Annotated in this window: 14 protein-coding genes and 1 tRNA gene; 7 read left to right on the forward strand and 8 right to left on the reverse strand. The window is 69.7% G+C overall.

Annotation, left to right across the window (positions count from 1 at the left end):
- The first annotated feature begins 4 nt into the window (after positions 1 to 4).
- Both OG242_RS06660 and OG242_RS06665 read left to right on the forward strand, forming a co-directional pair.
- The gene (locus tag OG242_RS06660) at positions 5 to 880 is read left to right on the forward strand and encodes an ABC transporter ATP-binding protein (RefSeq protein WP_405897256.1); all 876 of its coding nucleotides are present in this window, start codon (positions 5 to 7) and stop codon (positions 878 to 880) included.
- Entirely contained in the window at positions 877 to 1,593 is a 717-nt protein-coding gene (locus OG242_RS06665; RefSeq protein ID WP_405897257.1) for an ABC transporter ATP-binding protein, read from the forward strand. Before OG242_RS06660 ends, OG242_RS06665 begins: the two co-directional genes overlap by 4 nt.
- Positions 1,594 to 1,657: 64 nt before the next feature.
- Here OG242_RS06665 and OG242_RS06670 read toward each other — a convergent pair whose 3' ends face one another.
- A complete protein-coding gene (locus OG242_RS06670) occupies positions 1,658 to 2,308 on the reverse strand; it encodes an ANTAR domain-containing response regulator (protein WP_018518762.1) in 651 nt (216 codons plus the stop codon).
- Between the two features lie 95 nt (positions 2,309 to 2,403).
- Between OG242_RS06670 and OG242_RS06675 the strand changes: the two genes are divergently transcribed.
- Positions 2,404 to 2,487, forward strand: a tRNA-Leu gene (locus OG242_RS06675).
- Between the two features lie 85 nt (positions 2,488 to 2,572).
- Positions 2,573 to 3,358: a helix-turn-helix domain-containing protein gene (locus tag OG242_RS06680; RefSeq protein WP_405897258.1), complete on the forward strand. Its 786-nt coding sequence runs from the start codon at positions 2,573 to 2,575 to the stop codon at positions 3,356 to 3,358.
- Positions 3,359 to 3,370: 12 nt separating this feature from the next.
- On the opposite strand, the gene pyk is transcribed toward OG242_RS06680, so the two are convergent.
- Both pyk and OG242_RS06690 read right to left on the reverse strand, forming a co-directional pair.
- Positions 3,371 to 4,804, reverse strand: a complete 1,434-nt coding sequence (pyk, locus tag OG242_RS06685) for a pyruvate kinase (RefSeq protein WP_405897259.1) — start codon at positions 4,802 to 4,804, stop codon at positions 3,371 to 3,373.
- Positions 4,805 to 4,950: 146 nt separating this feature from the next.
- Entirely contained in the window at positions 4,951 to 5,652 is a 702-nt protein-coding gene (locus tag OG242_RS06690) for an SIMPL domain-containing protein (RefSeq protein ID WP_405897260.1), read from the reverse strand.
- A gap of 192 nt (positions 5,653 to 5,844) precedes the next feature.
- Between OG242_RS06690 and OG242_RS06695 the strand changes: the two genes are divergently transcribed.
- On the forward strand, positions 5,845 to 7,650 hold the full coding sequence (locus OG242_RS06695) for a bifunctional metallophosphatase/5'-nucleotidase (RefSeq protein WP_405901526.1): 1,806 nt from the start codon (positions 5,845 to 5,847) through the stop codon (positions 7,648 to 7,650).
- Positions 7,651 to 7,732: 82 nt separating this feature from the next.
- Here the strand turns inward: OG242_RS06695 and OG242_RS06700 are convergent, their stop codons facing one another.
- The 5 genes from OG242_RS06700 to OG242_RS06720 form a co-directional block, all read right to left on the reverse strand.
- Entirely contained in the window at positions 7,733 to 9,130 is a 1,398-nt protein-coding gene (locus OG242_RS06700) for a lysine N(6)-hydroxylase/L-ornithine N(5)-oxygenase family protein (protein WP_405897261.1), read from the reverse strand.
- On the reverse strand, positions 9,127 to 10,530 hold the full coding sequence (locus OG242_RS06705) for a pyridoxal phosphate-dependent decarboxylase family protein (protein WP_405897262.1): 1,404 nt from the start codon (positions 10,528 to 10,530) through the stop codon (positions 9,127 to 9,129). The genes OG242_RS06700 and OG242_RS06705 overlap by 4 nt, the downstream gene beginning before the upstream one ends.
- 241 nt (positions 10,531 to 10,771) lie before the next feature.
- Positions 10,772 to 13,273, reverse strand: a complete 2,502-nt coding sequence (pepN, locus tag OG242_RS06710; protein WP_405897263.1) for an aminopeptidase N — start codon at positions 13,271 to 13,273, stop codon at positions 10,772 to 10,774.
- Positions 13,274 to 13,323: 50 nt separating this feature from the next.
- On the reverse strand, positions 13,324 to 13,662 hold the full coding sequence (locus OG242_RS06715) for a chorismate mutase (protein WP_405897264.1): 339 nt from the start codon (positions 13,660 to 13,662) through the stop codon (positions 13,324 to 13,326).
- A gap of 19 nt (positions 13,663 to 13,681) precedes the next feature.
- On the reverse strand, positions 13,682 to 14,560 hold the full coding sequence (locus OG242_RS06720; RefSeq protein ID WP_405897265.1) for a helix-turn-helix domain-containing protein: 879 nt from the start codon (positions 14,558 to 14,560) through the stop codon (positions 13,682 to 13,684).
- Positions 14,561 to 14,704: 144 nt separating this feature from the next.
- Between OG242_RS06720 and OG242_RS06725 the strand changes: the two genes are divergently transcribed.
- Positions 14,705 to 16,483, forward strand: coding sequence for a beta-galactosidase (locus OG242_RS06725; RefSeq protein ID WP_405897266.1), 1,779 nt, complete (start codon positions 14,705 to 14,707; stop codon positions 16,481 to 16,483).
- A gap of 70 nt (positions 16,484 to 16,553) precedes the next feature.
- On the forward strand, positions 16,554 to 17,438 hold the full coding sequence (locus OG242_RS06730; RefSeq protein WP_405897267.1) for a hypothetical protein: 885 nt from the start codon (positions 16,554 to 16,556) through the stop codon (positions 17,436 to 17,438).
- The last annotated feature ends 22 nt before the right edge of the window (positions 17,439 to 17,460 follow it).

Genomic DNA, 17,460 nt, shown 5'->3' on the forward strand with positions numbered 1-17,460 from the left:
CACCATGACCACCACCACAGAAACCGCCACCCGGACGACCGTCCTGGACGCCAGCGGAGTCACCATGCGCTTCGGCGGCCTCACCGCCGTCCGCAACGTCGACCTCCAGGTCAACGCAGGCGAGATCGTCGGCCTCATCGGCCCCAACGGCGCCGGCAAGACCACCTTCTTCAACTGCCTCACCGGCCTCTACGTCCCCACCGAGGGCAAGGTCAGCTACAAGGGCACCGTCCTGCCCCCCAAGCCCCACCTCGTCACCAAGGCCGGCATCGCCCGCACCTTCCAGAACATCCGGCTCTTCGCCAACATGACCGTCCTGGAAAACGTCCTCGTCGGACGCCACACCAGGACCAAGGAAGGCCTCTGGTCCGCCCTCCTGCACCTTCCCGGCTACACCAAGGCCGAGAACGGCAGCCGCGAACGCGCCATGGAACTCCTGGAGTTCATCGGCCTCCAGAACAAGGCCGACCACCTCGCGCGCAACCTCCCCTACGGAGACCAGCGCAAACTGGAAATCGCCCGAGCCCTCGCCAGCGAACCCGGACTCCTCCTCCTGGACGAGCCCACCGCCGGCATGAACCCCCAGGAAACCCGCGTCACCGAAGAACTCATCTTCGCCATCCGGGACCAGGGCATCGCCGTCCTCGTCATCGAGCACGACATGCGCTTCATCTTCAACCTCTGCGACCGCGTCGCCTGCCTCGTCCAGGGCGAGAAACTCGTCGAAGGCACCGCGTCCGAAGTCCAGAGCGACGAACGCGTCATCGCCGCCTACCTCGGCACCCCCTTCGAAGGCGCCCCCGGCGCCGACGAGGTCGCCGAGGTCGAAGCGGCCGAAGCCGACGCCCACACGACCACCGAAGAGGAGGACAACCGATGACCGCACTGCTGGAGGTCGAGGACCTCCGCGTCGCCTACGGCAAGATCGAAGCCGTCAAGGGCATCTCGTTCACCGTCGAGGCCGGCCAGGTGGTCACCCTCATCGGCACCAACGGAGCCGGCAAGACCACCACCCTGCGCACCCTCTCCGGGCTGCTCAAACCACTCGGCGGACGCATCCTCTTCGAGGGCAAACCCCTCACCAACATCCCCGCACACAAGATCGTCTCCCTGGGCCTCGCCCACTCCCCCGAGGGCCGCCACATCTTCCCCCGGCTGACGATCACGGAGAACCTCCTCCTCGGTGCCTACCTCCGCAACGACAAGGCCGGCATCGAGAAGGACGTCCAGCGCGCCTACGACCTCTTCCCCATCCTCGGGGAACGCCGAAAGCAGGCCGCCGGAACCCTCTCCGGCGGCGAGCAGCAGATGCTCGCCATGGGCCGGGCGATGATGTCCCAGCCCAAGCTGCTCATGCTCGACGAGCCCTCCATGGGCCTCTCCCCGATCATGATGCAGAAGATCATGGAGACCATCGTCGAACTCCGCGCCTCCGGCACGACGATCCTCCTCGTCGAGCAGAACGCCCAGGCCGCGCTGTCCCTCGCGGACCAGGGCCACGTCATGGAGATCGGCAAGATCGTCCTCTCCGGCACCGGCCCGGACCTCCTCCACGACGAGTCCGTCCGCAAGGCGTACCTGGGCGAGGACTGAGCCGTACCGGTACGAGAAAGGCCCGCGCCTCCGTGGCGCGGGCCTTTCCTCTGCCTTACGGGGCCTACTCGGCGGCCTTCTTCTTCTCCTCGGCGTCCGCGATCAGCGCCTCGGCGAGCTGCTGCATCGACAGCCGGCGATCCATCGACGTCTTCTGGATCCACCGGAACGCCTCCGGCTCGGACAGCCCGTAGTCCGTCTGCAGGATGCTCTTCGCCCGGTCCACCAGCTTCCGCGTCTCCAGCCGCTGCGCGAGGTCGGCGACCTCGTTCTCCAGGGCCTTCAGCTCCGAGAACCGCGACACGGCCATCTCGATCGCCGGTACGACGTCGCTCTTGCTGAACGGCTTCACGAGGTACGCCATCGCCCCGGCGTCCCGGGCCCGCTCGACGAGGTCGCGCTGCGAGAACGCGGTGAGCATGAGCACCGGCGCGATGGACTCCTCGGCGATCTTCTCGGCGGCGGAGATCCCGTCGAGGACGGGCATCTTCACGTCGAGGATCACCAGGTCCGGCTTGTGCTCCCGAGCCAGCTCGACGGCCTGCTGCCCGTCCCCGGCCTCGCCTACGACGGAGTACCCCTCTTCTTCGAGCATCTCTTTGAGGTCGAGGCGGATGAGCGCCTCGTCCTCGGCGATGACGACGCGGGTCGTCAGCGGCGGGACGTGCGACTTGTCGTCGTCGGCGACGGGCTGGGGCGACTCGGGGGTGGTCACGGGGCTCCTTGGTCCAGGGCAGGGACTGCTGCGGAGCAGCCTACCTACCTGCTGTCTGCTTCTGTTACCAGGTACACTGCTGCCCGGGATACCAAGCCGGGTTGGCGCAACTGGTTGACGCGGAGGTCTCAAACACCTCTGTCCGAAAGGACGTGTGGGTTCGAATCCCATACCCGGCACATTTCTGGCAAGCGGGTGTTCACGTTCTCGTGAACATCCGCTTTTTGCTGTGCGCGGCAGGTCCGGATTGCTCATCGTATTCCCATGAACTTCCACGGCACGGAATTACGACAGAAGGCCCTCACCCTTCTGCGCGGCGGCGCACGCAACGCGGATGTCGCGCGGAAGCTGAACGTGCCCGCCGGCACGATCAGCTACTGGAAACACATGGACCGGGCCAAGCGCGGCGAGCCTATGAGAACCCGCTACCACCTCTGCCCTCGATGCGATGGTGGGCTCGATCAGGCCGCCTACTCCTACCTTCTCGGCCTGTACTTGGGCGACGGACACATCATTCAGAACAAGGCCATGAAAACGCCCAGTCTGTCTGTCTTCTGCGCCGAATCCTGGCCAGGTCTCATGGCCGAGTGCGAGAACGCGATGCGCGCCGTTCTCTCCGAGAACTCAGTGTGCCGGGTACGCAGGAAGGGGTGCCGGGAAGTCAAGGTCTACTCGAAACACCTGTGGTGCCTCTTTCCTCAGCACGGCCCAGGCATGAAGCACACCCGCCGCATCGCCCTCGCCCCCTGGCAACAGGACATCGTCGACGCCCACCCCTGGGACTTCATCCGCGGTCTCATCCACTCCGACGGCTGCCGGACCATGAACTGGACGACCCGGGTGGTCGGCGGCGTGAAGAAGCGCTACGAATACCCCCGGTACTGGTTCACCAACGTCTCGGACGACATCCGGCAGCTCTACACCGACACCCTCGACAAGCTCGGCATCGAGTGGACGCACTGCACGCGCGGGGGCAAGGAGTACAACATCTCCGTCGCCCGACGGGCGTCCGTAGCCCTCATGGACGCTCACGTCGGGCCGAAATACTGAGCGACCGACCCCCTACCTCGGGCTGTCGTCCTCCCCGATGTGGTGCACCCGCACCAGGTTCGTCGTCCCCGCCACGCCCGGCGGGGAGCCGGCGGTGATGACCACGACGTCGCCCTTCTGGCAGCGGCCGATCTTCAGGAGCTCCTCGTCCACCTGGGCGACCATCGCGTCCGTCGAGTCCACGTGCGGGCCCAGGAACGTTTCGACTCCCCACGTCAGGTTGAGCTGGGAACGCGTGGCCGGGTCCGGGGTGAAGGCCAGGAGCGGGATCGGGGAGCGGTAGCGCGACAGCCGCTTCACCGTGTCGCCGCTCTGGGTGAAGGCGACCAGGAACTTCGCGCCGAGGAAGTCGCCCATCTCCGCCGCCGCGCGGGCGACCGCGCCGCCCTGGGTGCGGGGCTTGTTGCGTTCGGTGAGGGGCGGGAGCCCCTTCGCGAGGATGTCCTCCTCGGCGGCCTCGACGATGCGGGACATCGTGCGGACGGTCTCGATCGCGTACTTGCCGACGCTCGTCTCGCCGGAGAGCATCACCGCGTCCGTGCCGTCGATGATGGCGTTCGCGACGTCGGACGCCTCGGCGCGGGTGGGCCGGGAGTTGTCGATCATCGAGTCGAGCATCTGGGTCGCGACGATGACCGGCTTCGCGTTGCGCTTGGCGAGCTTGATCGCGCGCTTCTGGACGATCGGGACCTGCTCCAGCGGCATTTCGACGCCGAGGTCGCCGCGGGCGACCATGATGCCGTCGAAGGCGGCGACGATGTCCTCGATGTTCTCGACGGCCTGGGGCTTCTCGACCTTGGCGATGACGGGGAGGCGGCGGCCCTCCTCGTCCATGACGCGGTGGACGTCCTCGATGTCGCGGCCGCTGCGGACGAAGGAGAGGGCGATGACGTCGGCGCCGGTGCGGATGGCCCAGCGGAGGTCGTCGATGTCCTTCTCGGAGAGCGCGGGGACGGAGACGGCGACGCCGGGGAGGTTGAGGCCCTTGTGGTCGGAGACCATGCCGCCCTCGACGACGGTGGTGCGGACGCGGGGGCCGTCGACCTCGACGACCTCCAGCGTGACGCGGCCGTCGTCGATGAGGATGCGCTCACCGGGGGTGACGTCGGCGGCGAGGCCGCTGTACGTCGTGCCGCAGCCGTTGCGGTCGCCCTCCATCGGTTCGACGGTGATGGTGAAGTCGTCGCCGCGTTCAAGGAGTACGGGGCCTTCGCGGAAGCGTCCGAGGCGGATCTTCGGGCCTTGAAGGTCGGCGAGGACGCCGACGCTGCGGTGCGCCTCGTCGGACGCCTTGCGCACGCGGTGGTAACGCTCTTCGTGTTCGGCGTAGCTGCCGTGGCTGAGGTTGAGGCGGGCGATGTCCATTCCCGCGTCGACGAGGGCCTTGATCTGGTCGTACGAGTCGGTGGCGGGTCCCAGGGTGCATACGATTTTGGCTCGGCGCATGGTTCGAGCCTAGACCTTACCTATGGGTAGGTAATTGGCTGTGAATGACTGCTCAACCACCTTTGCGTGAAGGGTTATTGACAAGTGTTGAATTGTGCGGCGGCGTGCTCGGATGAGCACGCGCCGGTGTCCCGGTAGGTGGGAATTCAGAGTTTCGGCGGGGTCATGGTGAAGCGGGCGTTCACCTGCGCGTAGACGGTCTGCTGCTGGGGTTCGAGGTCGACGGCGGGCGGCGGTGGGGCGCTTGCTCCGCCGGGGGCGGGCATCGCGCCGCCGTAGCCGCCGGTGCGGGCGTAGGCGACGGGGGCGGCGTTCTCGGCGCCTATGTCGGCGAGTTCGACGAGGGCGGCGAGGTCGGCGCCGAGGGCTCCGGCGTATTCGCGGGCGCGTTGGACGGCTTCGAGGACGGCTTGGCGGCGGGCTTCGCCGCGGGCGGGTGAGGTGGGGCGCAGGGCCCACCAGGGTCCGTTGACGTGGGTCATGTCGAGGTCGCCGACGCGGGTGACGAATTCGCCGAGTGCGGTGAAGTCGTTGAGGACGGCGGTGATGTGGACGCGGCCGTGGTAGGCGCGGATCTTTTCGTCGCGGCCGCGGTGGGCGAGTTCGGGGTGGATGGAGAGGGCGCCGGTTTCGAGCTTTTCGATGGCGTCGCCGTAGGTGCGGGCGAGGTCGAGGACGGTGGCGTTGCGGCGGGTGAGGTCTTCGAGGGCGGCGCGGCGGTCCTTGCCGCGGGCGGTGACGGTGATGGAGAGGCGGGCGATTTCGGGGTCGACTTCGAGGCGGGCTTCGCCTCGGACGGCGAGGCGGGGTTGGTCCGGGGTGCCGTAGGGCTGGGCGGTGTCGGTCATGGGTCCACTGTGGCATCCGGGGGTGACAGCCGGGGTGTTCGCGGCCGGACGGCGTCCTGTCGTTGTGTGGTCATGGAACGGAAACCTGCCGGGGGTGTTGCCGGGGGTGGTGCGTGGGTGATTATCTACGCGCGTTACTGGACGGCGTACGACAGAACTTCGCACCAAGTGAACCGAAATGTGGGAGACGAGATGCCGCTGAACCGAAGGACGTTCCTGGGGACATCGGCCGCGGCCGGCGCGGGTGCGGTGGTGGTGGGCGGTGGCGCGTCGCCCGCTCAGGCGCACGGGCGTGGGCATGGTCATGGGCGTCCGCAGAAGCGGTACTCGTTCACCGTGATGGGGACGACGGATCTGCATGGGAACGTCTTCAACTGGGACTACTTCACGGATGCCGAGTTCGACGACAAGGACCACAACGACGTCGGTCTGGCGAAGATCTCGACGCTGGTGGAGCAGGTGCGGCGGGAGAAGGGCCGTCACAACACGCTGATGATCGACGCGGGTGACACGATCCAGGGCACGCAGCTGTCGTACTACTACGCGAAGATCGACCCGATCACGGCGAAGCGTGGTCCGGTGCATCCGATGGCGCAGGCGATGAACGTGATCGGGTATGACGCGGCGGCTCTGGGGAATCACGAGTTCAACTACGGGATTCCGGTGCTGCGGAAGTTCGAGGAGCAGTGTGACTTCCCGCTGCTGGGGGCGAACGCGCTGGACGCGAAGACGTTGCGGCCGGCGTTCGCGCCGTACGTGATCAAGAAGCTGCGGACGCCGCACGGGCGTGATGTGAGGGTGGCGATTCTGGGGTTGACGAATCCGGGGATCGCGATCTGGGACAAGGCGAACGTGGGCGGGAAGATGGTGTTCCCGGGGCTTGAGGAGCAGGCGGCGAAGTATGTGCCGCGGCTGCGTTCGATGGGTGCGGATGTGGTGATCGTGTCGGCGCACTCGGGGAACAGCGGGACGTCGTCGTACGGGGACCAGATTCCGTATGTGGAGAACGCGGCGGGTCTGGTGGCGGAGCAGGTGCCGGGGATCGACGCGATTCTGGTGGGGCACGCGCATCTGGAGATTCCCGAGTATTTCGTGGAGAACAAGGAGACCGGGAAGAAGGTCGTGCTGTCGGAGCCGTTGAAGTGGGGGCAGCGGCTGACGCTGTTCGACTTCGAGGTGGTGTGGGAGAAGGGCCGCTGGGTGGTCGAGAAGGCCGGTTCGCGGGTGTTGAACTCGAACACGGTGGCGGAGGACCGGAGGATCACGCGGTTGCTGGCGGACGAGCACAAGAAGGTTGTGGCGTACGTCAATCAGGTGATCGGTACGTCGGCGGCGGAGATGTCGACGGCGGAGGCGGCGTGGAAGGACGAGCCGATCATTGATCTGATCAACGTCGTCCAGGCGGAGACGGTGCGGGCGGCGCTGGCGGGTGGTGAGTACGCGGGGCTGCCGGTGCTGTCGCAGGCGTCGTGTTTCTCGCGTACGGCGCGGATTCCGGCCGGTGATGTGACGATCAAGGATGCGGCGGGTCTGTATCCGTTCGAGAACACGTTGGAGGCGCGTCTGGTGACGGGTGCGCAGATCGTGGACTATCTGGAGTTCTCGGCGAAGTATTACGTGCGGACGGCGGCGGGTGTTCCGGTGGATCCGGAGAAGCTGACGAATGCGGAGAACACGCCGGATTACAATTATGACGCGGTGTCGGGGCTGACGTATGACATCGACATCGCGAAGCCGGTGGGTTCGCGGATCGTGAATCTGTCGTTCGAGGGGAAGCCGCTGGACCCGGAGGCTCAGTTCGTGCTGGCGGTGAACAATTACCGGGCGAGCGGTGGCGGCAATTTCCCGCATGTTCCGGGTGCGAAGCAGTTGTGGGCGAATTCTGAGGAGATCCGGAACACGATCATCGCCTGGGTGCAGGCGAAGGGTTCGGTGGACGGTGCGGAGTTCGCTTCGGTGGACTGGCGGCTGACGCGGGACGGTGTGCCGGTGTTCTAGGTCTGGTGGTTGGTTCGGGCGGTCGTTCCGTCTCCCCTTTTTGGCGGGGAGGTGGGGCGGCCGCCCTTTTCTGTGTGGTGGGTCAGTTGTGGTGGGTGAGGGGGATGAGGGTGGGTTGTTGGGTGGGGATGGTGGGTTGGGTGAGGCCGAAGGTGGTGAAGGCGGTGCGTTGTGGGAGGGGGTAGGGGGTGGTGCCGGTGAGGTCGTTGAGGATGGTGGCGCTGCGCCAGGCGGCGAGGCCGAGGTCGGGGGCGCCGACGCCGTGGGTGTGGCGTTCGGCGTTCTGTACGTAGATGTGGCCGGTGACGGCGGGGCCGAGGTCGAGGCGGTGGTGGGCGTCGATGCGGGGGCGGCCGGTGGTGTCGCGGCGGAGGTGGGGGCCGAGGTGTTCGAGGAGGGTGTCGAGGGGGCGTTCGTGGTAGCCGGTGGCGAGGACGACGGCGTCGGTGGTGAGGCGGGTGCGGGTGCCTTGCTGGGTGTGTTCGAGGTGGAGTTCGACGCGGGTGTTGGCGACGCGTCCGGCGGTGCGTACGGCTACGCCGGGGGTGAGGGTGGCGTCGGGCCAGCCGCCGTGGAGGGTGCGGCGGTAGAGCTCGTCGTGGATGGCGGTGATGGTGTCGTGGTCGATGCCTTTGTGGAGTTGCCATTGCTGGGGGACGAGGGTGTCGCGTACGGGTTCGGGGAGGGCGTGGAAGTAGCGGGTGTAGTCGGGGGTGAAGTGTTCGAGGCCGAGTTTGGAGTACTCCATGGGGGCGAAGGCGGGGGTGCGGGCGAGCCAGTGGAGTCCTTCGTTGCCGGTGGGGCGGGCGCGGAGGAGGTCGAGGAAGATTTCGGCGCCGGACTGGCCTGAGCCGATGACGGTGATGTGGCGGGCTCGGAGGAGGCGTTCGCGGTGGTGGAGGTAGTCGGCGGAGTGGATGACGGGGGCGATGCCGGTGTCGGTGAGGGGTTTGAGGGGTTCGGGGATGTGGGGTTCGGTGCCGATGCCGAGGGCGATGTGGCGGGTGTGGGTGCGGCCGAGTGATTCGGCTTCGCCGTGGGCGTCGAGTTGGGTGTGGTCGACCTCGAAGCGGGCGGTGTGGGGGTCCCAGCGGATGGTGTCGGCCTGGTGGCCGAAGTGGAGGCCGGGGAGTTGGGTGCTGACCCAGCGGCAGTAGGCGTCGTATTCGGCGCGGTGGATGTGGAAGCGCTCGGCGAAGTAGAAGGGGTAGAGGCGGTCCTGGGTGCGTTGGTAGTTGAGGAAGCTCCAGGGGCTGGTGGGGTCGGCGAGGGTGACGAGGTCGGCGAGGAAGGGGACTTGGAGGGTGGCGCCGTCGATGAGGAGTCCGGGGTGCCAGTGGAAGGCGGGGCGTTTTTCGTAGAAGGCGGTGGTGAGGGGGGTGGGGAGGCCGTGGGCGAGGGCGGCGAGGGAGAGGTTGAAGGGGCCGATGCCGATGCCGACGAGGTCGTGGGTTTCGGGGGTGGGTGGGGCTGCGGTCATCGGAGGGTGCTGCCTTCCTTGAGTTCGGCGGTGAGGTGGGTGACGAGGGCGAGGAGGCGTTGGAGGTCGGCGGGGGTGGTGTGGGGGTTGAGGAGGGTGGCCTTGAGCCAGAGGCGTCCGTGGGTGTGGGTGCGGCCGAGTACGGCGTGGCCGCGGGTGAGGAGGGTGCGGCGGATGGTGGCGACGGTGTGGTCGTCGGCGTGGGTGGGGCGGAAGAGGACGGTGCTGATGGTGGGGCGGTCGTGGAGTTCGAGGCCGGGGGTGTGGGTGATGAGGTCGGCGAGGGTGTGGGCGGCGGCGCAGGTGCGGTCGACGAGGTCGGCGAGTCCGGTGCGGCCGAGGGCCTGGAGGGTGACGGCGATCTTGAGTGCGTCGGGGCGGCGGGTGGTGCGCAGGGAGCGGCCGAGGAGGTCGGGGAGGCCGGCTTCGGTGTCGTCGTCGGCGTTGAGGTAGGGGGCGTGGTGGTGGAGGGGTTGGAGGTGGTGGTGGTCGGGGACGGCGAGGATGCCGGCTGATGCGGGTTGCCAGCCGAGTTTGTGGAGGTCGAGGGCGACGCTGTGGGCGCGGTCGAGTCCGTGGAGCAGGTGGCGGTGGGTGGGGCTGAAGAGGAGGGGTCCGCCGTAGGCGGCGTCGATGTGGAGTTCGGCGCCGTGGCGGGCGCAGAGGTCGGCGATGTCGTTGAGGGGGTCGATGTGGCCGCTGTCGGTGGTGCCGGCGGTGGCGGTGACGAGGAGGGGGCCTTGGTTTCGGTTGCGGGCGAGGGTTTCGTGGAGTGCGGGGACGTCGATGGTGCCGTTGGGGGCGGGGACGGTGAGGGGTTCGGGGAGGCCGAGGAGCCAGGCGGCGCGGGTGATGCTGTGGTGGGTGTTGGCGCCGGTGATGGTCTGGACGGGGCCGTGGCGTTCGCGGGCGAGGAGGAGGCCGAGTTGGTTGGCTTCGGTTCCGCCGGTCGTGATGAGGGCGTCGGGTGCGGGGTGGTGGGGGTAGATCTCGGCGGCGAGTGCGGCGGTGGTGTCGGCTTCGAGGGTGGAGGCGGCGGGGGCCTGGTCCCAGGAGTCCATGGAGGGGTTGAGGGCGGAGGCGGCGAGGTCGGCGGCTGCGGCGAGGGCGAGGGGTGGGGTGTGGAGGTGGGCGGCGCAGAGGGGGTCGGCGGGGTCGGCGGTGCCTTCGGTGAGGGCTTCGACGATGGTGGCGAGGGCGTGGTGGGCGCCGGTGCCGTGGTCGGGGATGAGGGGGGTGAGGGCGGTGCGCATGCGGGGGTTGACGGTGTCGGGTCCGCCTGCGGGGAGGGGTCCGTCGCGGCGTCGGGCGCCTTCGGTGAGGGCGGTGAGGACGGTGTCGATGAGGGGGCGCAGTGCGGTGGGTCCGGTGGTGGATCCGGCGAGGGGTGGTACGGGCATGGGGTGGCTGGTCCTTCGGGCGCGCGTGGGCGGGGTGCGGGCATGGGTGTGCGTGCCAGCTTGTCCGGGTTTCGGGTGGCGCGGCCGGGGAGCCGGGTGATCTGAACTCGAAAGGGTGGTGGGGTGCGGGTGGGGGGCGGGTTGGCGGGGGTTGGGGTGGTATGGGGGTGCGCTTGTATGCGTGTGCCCGGCGCGCCCCCACGGGTCTGGGGCGGGCCGGGCACGGGTGGTGCGGGTGTGCTCAGCTGGTGTCGCGTACGTGCAGGGCGCGGCGCAGGTCGTCGATCTGGTCGGTGAGCTTGCGGCGCAGGGCGGGGGTGAGGGCGGGGTCGTGGAGGGCTTCCTCGCCGAGGCGGAGGCTTTCGGTGTCGATGGCGTGGGCGGGGAAGGCGTGGCGTCCGGCGGCTTCGGCGATGGCGGGTCCGCGGCGGGCGGCGAGTTGGGTGGCGTCGGGGTAGAAGCGGGGCACGTATGCGCGTACGAGGTCGGTCTGTTCGGGTTGCCAGAAGCCTTGGGCGGTGGCGGTGAAGAGGTAGTTGGAGAGGCTGTCGTCGTGGAACATCGCGTCCCAGGCGGCGGATTTGGCCTCGGGGGTGGGGAGGGCGGCGCGGCAGCGGGCGGCGCCTTCCTGGCCGGTGGCGCTGGGGTCGTCCTCCAGGGCGGCGGCGATGGCGTTCTCGTCGGTGGCGCCGAGGACGGCGAGGCGGGTGAGGATGCGCCAGCGGAGTTCGGGGTCGAGTTCGGGGCCGCCGGGGACGGTGTCGTCGGCGAGCCAGCCCTGGATGGTGTCGGGTTGGGTGGCGGCGTCGATGAGGTGGCGTACGGCGGTGAGGCGCAGGCCGGGGTTGGAGCCGTCCTCGGTGCGGCGGATGAGGTCGCGGCAGAGGGAGGTGAGGGTGGCGAGGGCGGTGGGGCGGTTCTCGGGGGTGGTGTAGCGGCCGGCGGCCTGGGTGTCGGCGAAGGCGAGGACGCCTTGGAGGAGGGCGAGGTCGGTTTCGTGCGGGAGGTGGGCGCGGGCGGCTTCGAGGTAGGTGCTGGGGGCGAGTTCGCCGTCGCGGACCATGTCGCGGGCGGCGTTCCAGATGACGGCGCGGGTGAGGGCCTCGGGGATGCCGGAGAGGCTGTCGAGGACGGTGTTCCAGGAGGTGGGGTCGAGGCGGATCTTGGCGTAGGTGAGGTCTTCGTCGTTGATGACGACGAGGGCGGGGCGGCGGCCGGGGCGGGTGGTGGGGGTGTCCTCGGGGACGCCGGTGGTGAAGCGTTCGCGCAGGACGAGGGGGGTGGGGCCGTGCTGGGTGTCGAGGGTGTGGTCGTAGACGCCGACGCTGATGCGGTGGGGGCGGGTGCCGCGGTGGTCGACGGTGAGGGACCAGTTGGTGTCGGTCTCGGCGGTGTGTGCGGTGAGGGTGTCGATGCCGGTGGTGCGCAGCCACTGTTCGGCCCAGGCGTGGACGTCGCGGTCGGTGGCCGAGGCGAGGTTGTCGATGAAGTCGGCGAGGGTGGCGTTGCCGAATTTGTGGCGGGCGAAGTGGGTGTTGATGCCGGCGAGGAAGTCTTTCTCGCCGAGCCAGGTGACGAGTTGGCGGAGGGCGGAGGCGCCCTTGGAGTAGGAGATGCCGTCGAAGTTGAGGAGGGCGGACGCGGTGTCGGGGACGTCGGCGGGGTCGGGGGCGACGGGGTGGGTGGAGGGGCGTTGGTCGGCGTCGTAGCCCCAGCCCTTGCGGGTGACGCCGAAGTCGGTCCAGGTGTCGGTGAAGGTGGTGGCTTCGGCGAGGGTCTGGTAGCCCATGTATTCGGCGAAGGACTCGTTGAGCCAGATGTCGTCCCACCAGGCGAGGGTGACGAGGTCGCCGAACCACATGTGGGCCATTTCGTGGGCGATGACCATGCCGCGGTTCTGGCGTTCGGTGTCGGTGACGGCGGAGCGGTAGACGTATTCGTCGCGGAAGGTGACGAGGCCGGGGTTCTCCATGGCGCCGGCGTTGAATTCGGGGACGAACGCCTGGTCGTAGGAGTCGAAGGGGTAGGGTTCGTCGAATTTTTCCTGGAAGCGGTCGAAGCAGGCCCGGGTGATGTCGAGGATCTCGTCGGCGTCGGCGTCGAGGTGGGGGGCGAGGGAGCGGCGGCAGTGGATGCCGAAGGGGAGGCCTGCGTGTTCGGTGGTCACGGAGTGCCAGGGGCCTGCGGCGACGGCGACGAGGTAGGTGGAGACGGGGGGTGTGGGGGCGATGGTCCAGCGGCCTTCGCCGGTGTGTGCGGTGATGCCGTTGCCGAGGACGGTCCAGCCTTGGGGGGCGGTGACGGTGAGGGCGAAGACGGCCTTGAGGTCGGGCTGGTCGAACGCGGCGAAGACGCGCTGGACGTCTTCCATGAAGAGCTGGGTGTAGACGTATGTCTCGTTGTCGCTGGGGTCGGTGAAGCGGTGCATGCCCTCGCCGGTGCGGGAGTAGTGCATCGCGGCGTCGACGCGCAGTTCGTGCGGGCCGGTGGTGAGGCCGTGCAGGGGGAACCGGTTCTCGGTGAGGTCCGCGGGGTCCAGCGGCTGCCCGTCCAGGCTGATCGAGCGCAGGGTGGCGGGCTTGACCTCGATGAAGGTGTCACCGGCTTCGCGTGCGGTGAACTCGATGAGGGTGCGGGAGTCGAAGGTCTCCTCCCCCGCGGTGAGATCGAGTTCGACCGTGTATCGCTGTACGTCGAGGATCTGGGCTCGGGCCTGCGCTTCGTCGCGCGTCAGTACGGACATGGGGACATGCTGCCGTATGCGCCGGGTGGCGCGCAGGCGGGTTGCGGCCGCTAGCGCTCGCCTGCCTCCTCGGTGCCGTTGACGGACTCCTCGGCGATGCGTTCGTGGTGGCGGATGACCTCGGCGACGATGAAGTTGAGCAGCTTCTCGGCGAAGGCGGGGTCGAGGTGGGCGCTCTCGGCGAGTTCGCGCAGGCGGGCGATCTGGCGGGCCTCGCGGGCCGGGTCGGCCGGGGGGAGCTGGTGGGCGGCCTTGAGGTGGCCGACCTGCTGGGTGCACTTGAAGCGTTCGGCGAGCATGTGGACGACGGCGGCGTCGATGTTGTCGATGCTCTGGCGCAACCGGTCGAGTTCGACGCGTACGGAGGCGTCGATGTCGTTCGTGGTCATGGGCAGCGAGCTTACGGGGCTACGAAGAGATCGTCGGCGGGTGTTCGGGGTCCGGGACGCGGTCGCTCCAGCCGCCGGGGACGGTGCGGCCCTGCTGTTCGCGGAAGCGTACGGGGGCCATGCCAACGCGGCGGGCGAAGAGGCGGGAGAAGTAGGCGGGGTCGTCGTAGCCGACGCGGCGGGCGACGGCGGCGACGGGCAGGTCGCCGGTGGCCAGGAGTTCCTTGGCGCGGCCGAGCCGGATGCCGAGGAGGTAGTCCTTGGGGCTGCATCCGGCGCCCCGGCGCACCGCGGTCCGCAGTTCGGCGGAGGTCATGCCGTGGCGGGCGGCGTGTTCGGCGACGGACAGCGGCTGGAAGGCGTCGCGGGCGAGCGCCTGGAGGACGGGGTCGCCGTCGGGGCCGATGTCGGCGCGGGCCCGGCGCAGGGTGACGAGGAGTTCGTGGACGGCGGCCCCGGTCTCGACCTCCAGGAGCGGGTTGCCGCGCCGGGCGGCCCGGACCATGCGGCCGATGGCGGCGCGGGGGGCGGCGGTGTCGGAGAGGGGGACGAGGGGGCGGTCGGGTTCGATGTAGCCGAGTTCGGTGTACGTGGCGGTGGCGGGGCCGGTGAAGTCGACGAAGCTCTCGTCCCAGCCGGTCGTGGTGTCTGCGCCGTAGTGGTGTGGGGTGCCGGGGGTCAGCCAGATCAGGCTGGGTGCGGTGACGGGGAGCCGCCGCCCGTCGGGGCCGGCGAACCATCCGCTGCCGGAGTGGACGACGACGGCGACGTGGTGGTCGAGGGTGCGGGGGCCGACGGTGGGCAGGGCGCCGTGCTGGAGGCCGACGCCGAGGCAGACCAGGCCGAGGCGGTGGTGGAGGGGGCTGGGCGTGAAGAAGCGCATCCAGGTGTGGTACATCGGCCCCTTCTCTCCCGGGTCCTCGTGTCGTACGCCTGGTGAGCAGGCGGTTGTCCAAACAGCAGAGATCTTTGTCCATGGACCGGCCGCACGCCAGGGGTGAGGCTGTGCCGAGACATTCCGCGCATCAGGAGAACGAGCACCATGGCTGACTTCACCGTCGGGGACGACGACTTCCGGATCGACGGGAAGCCCGTACGGCTGCTGTCGGGTGCCCTGCACTACTTCCGGGTGCACGAGGGCCAGTGGGACCACCGGCTGGCGATGCTGCGGGCGATGGGCCTGAACTGTGTGGAGACGTACGTCCCGTGGAATCTGCACGAGCCCCGGCCGGGCCGTTTCCGGGATGTCGGGGCGCTGGGGCGGTTCCTGGACGCGGCGCACCGGGCCGGGTTGTGGGCGGTCGTGCGGCCGGGCCCGTACATCTGTGCCGAGTGGGAGAACGGCGGGCTGCCGGCGTGGGTGACCGGGCGGTTCGGGCGGCGGGTGCGGACCCGCGACGCGGGGTATCTCGACGCGGTGCGGGCGTGGTTCGCGGAGCTGCTGCCGCAGGTCGTGGAGCGGCAGGCGGACCGCGGCGGTCCGGTGATCATGGTGCAGGCGGAGAACGAGTACGGGAGTTACGGCACCGACGCCGCGTATCTGAGGCAGTTGGCGGGCCTGCTCGTCGAGTCCGGGGTGGGCGTGCCGCTGTTCACGTCGGACGGGCCGGAGGACCACATGCTCACGGGTGGTTCGGTGCCCGGGCTGCTCGCCACGGCGAATTTCGGTTCGGGCGCCCGTGAGGCGTTCGGGGTGCTGCGCCGTCATCAGGCGTCGGGTCCGCTGATGTGCATGGAGTTCTGGTGCGGCTGGTTCGAGCACTGGGGTGCGCCGCCGGTGGTGCGGGATCCGGCGCAGGCGGCGGGTGCGCTGGCGGAGATCCTGGAGTGCGGGGCGTCGGTGAACATCTATATGGCGCACGGCGGCACGAATTTCGCGGGCTGGGCGGGCGCGAACCGTTCGGGCCCGCTGCAGGACGGGGGGCTGCTGCCGACGGTGACGTCGTACGACTACGACGCGCCGGTCGACGAGTACGGGCGGGCGACGGAGAAGTTCCGCCTGTTCCGGGAGGTGCTCGCCGGGTACGCGGACGGGCCGCTGCCCGCGCTGCCGCCGGAGCCCGTCGGGCCGGCCGCCCCGGTGCGGGTGGAGCTGACCGAGTGGGCGCCGCTGCCGGCGGTGTTGGAGGCGCTGGGCGACGAGGAGTCGGCGGAGTGCGGGGTGCCGCCCACGTTCGAGGAGCTGGGCGTCGACCGGGGCCTGGTGCGCTACCGGGTCGCTGTGCCGGGTCCGCGCCGCCCATACACGCTGGATGTCTCGGGGTTGCGGGACCGGGCGGTGGTGTACGTGGACGGGGTGCGCCGGGGTGTCCTGAGCGAGGAGTCGGCGGCCCTGGAGGAGCCGGTGGCCGGGCCCGCCGAGGTGGAGCTGTGGGTGGAGTCGCTGGGCCGGGTCAACTACGGGCCGCGCCTGGGCGAGCCGAAGGGGATCACCGGGGGTGTGCTGCACGAGCGCCAGTACCTGCACGGGGTGCGGGCGCGGGCGCTGCGGCTGGACGCGTTCGACGAGCCGGGGGCGGTGGCGGGTGTGCCGTTCGTCCCGGTCGACGGGTCCGGTGGGACGGGGCTGTACCGGGGCGTGTTCGAGGTGGCGGCCGGGGCGGATCACGCGGGGCTCGAACTGCCGGGCTGGACGCGGGGGTTCGTCTGGGTGAACGGCTTCTGTCTGGGCCGCTACTGGTCGGCGGGCCCGCAGGACACGCTGTACGTGCCGGGGCCGGTGCTGCGGGACGGCGTCAACGAGGTGTGGGTGCTGGAGACGGAGGGCGCGGGGGCGCCGTTCGTCGAGCTGGGCCCGGGGCTGCCGGTCCGTAGCGGCTGACAACCCCGGGGCGCCCGCCGCGGTCTACAGTGGTGAGGAGTCGAGCGTCGCGGCGAGCGGGGGTACGGACGTGCCGGAGAGCCCTCGCCGCAGCCCCGTCGAGCACGGCTTCCCGCATCTGGACACGGTCCGCTCGGCGATCACCGCGCTGTACCGGAGGCTGTCGGTGGACGGTGTCGAGCGGTACGCCGCCAGTCTCGCCCCGGGGGACGCGGCGTTCGCCGACGCGGACGATCTGCACCTGGGCGCGCAGCGGGTGGCGCGGGCGATGGTGCGCCACTACCGGCTGCCGGACGCGCGGATGGTCGTGGCGTTCCGGTCGATGGAGCACGCGGGGAGCGTCGAACTCGCGGCGGGGCCCGAGTACTTCGTGGAGCTGAACGACCGCTTTCGTACGCATCGCCGGGACGTCGGTGCGGCCCTGGCGCACGAGGTCGCGCATGTGCTGCTGCACCGGCTGGGCCTGGAGTTCCCCGGCACCCGGGACAACGAGATCCTGACCGATACGACGGCGGCGTACCTGGGGGCGGGCTGGCTGCTGCTGGACGCGTTCCGTGAGGACGCGGTCACCAGCCAGAAGCTCGGCTATCTGACGCCGGAGGAGTTCGGGTACGTGCTGGCCGAGCGGGCGCTGGTGTTCGGCGAGGACCCCTCGCCGTGGTTCACCAGCCCGCAGGCGTACGCCGCGTACACGGAGGGCCGGGCGCGGGCCTTGCGGGATGCGGCGCAGCCGCCGTTGACGGCGGCGGGGTGGGCGGGGCGGCTGCGGTACGCACGCGACCGGCGGTCCGCGTCGGGGGTGCCCGGGGGGCCGTACGCCTTCGAGTCCGGCGGGGACGGGTTGCGGGTGGCGTTTCCGTGCCCCACGTGCCACCAGTGGAACCGGGTTCCGGTGCGGGGGCGGGTGCGGGTGCGGTGTGCGCTGTGTCGTGCGGTGCTGGACTGCACGACCTGAGGTCCGTTGCTCGGGGGCGCTG

The sequence above is a fragment of the Streptomyces sp. NBC_00727 genome (genome assembly GCF_045161745.1).
Lineage (GTDB): Bacteria > Actinomycetota > Actinomycetes > Streptomycetales > Streptomycetaceae > Streptomyces.

Excerpts from the sequence above, each read along its gene's own strand:
- OG242_RS06660 (WP_405897256.1), top strand. The coding sequence starts at position 5 with ATGACCACCACCACAGAAACCGCCACCCGGACGACCGTCCTGGACGCC.
- OG242_RS06665 (WP_405897257.1), top strand. The coding sequence starts at position 877 with ATGACCGCACTGCTGGAGGTCGAGGACCTCCGCGTCGCCTACGGCAAG.
- OG242_RS06680 (WP_405897258.1), top strand. The coding sequence starts at position 2,573 with ATGAACTTCCACGGCACGGAATTACGACAGAAGGCCCTCACCCTTCTG.
- pyk (WP_405897259.1), bottom strand. The coding sequence starts at position 4,804 with ATGCGCCGAGCCAAAATCGTATGCACCCTGGGACCCGCCACCGACTCG.
- OG242_RS06690 (WP_405897260.1), bottom strand. The coding sequence starts at position 5,652 with ATGACCGACACCGCCCAGCCCTACGGCACCCCGGACCAACCCCGCCTC.
- OG242_RS06695 (WP_405901526.1), top strand. The coding sequence starts at position 5,845 with ATGCCGCTGAACCGAAGGACGTTCCTGGGGACATCGGCCGCGGCCGGC.
- OG242_RS06700 (WP_405897261.1), bottom strand. The coding sequence starts at position 9,130 with ATGACCGCAGCCCCACCCACCCCCGAAACCCACGACCTCGTCGGCATC.
- OG242_RS06705 (WP_405897262.1), bottom strand. The coding sequence starts at position 10,530 with ATGCCCGTACCACCCCTCGCCGGATCCACCACCGGACCCACCGCACTG.
- pepN (WP_405897263.1), bottom strand. The coding sequence starts at position 13,273 with ATGTCCGTACTGACGCGCGACGAAGCGCAGGCCCGAGCCCAGATCCTC.
- OG242_RS06715 (WP_405897264.1), bottom strand. The coding sequence starts at position 13,662 with ATGACCACGAACGACATCGACGCCTCCGTACGCGTCGAACTCGACCGG.
- OG242_RS06720 (WP_405897265.1), bottom strand. The coding sequence starts at position 14,560 with ATGTACCACACCTGGATGCGCTTCTTCACGCCCAGCCCCCTCCACCAC.
- OG242_RS06725 (WP_405897266.1), top strand. The coding sequence starts at position 14,705 with ATGGCTGACTTCACCGTCGGGGACGACGACTTCCGGATCGACGGGAAG.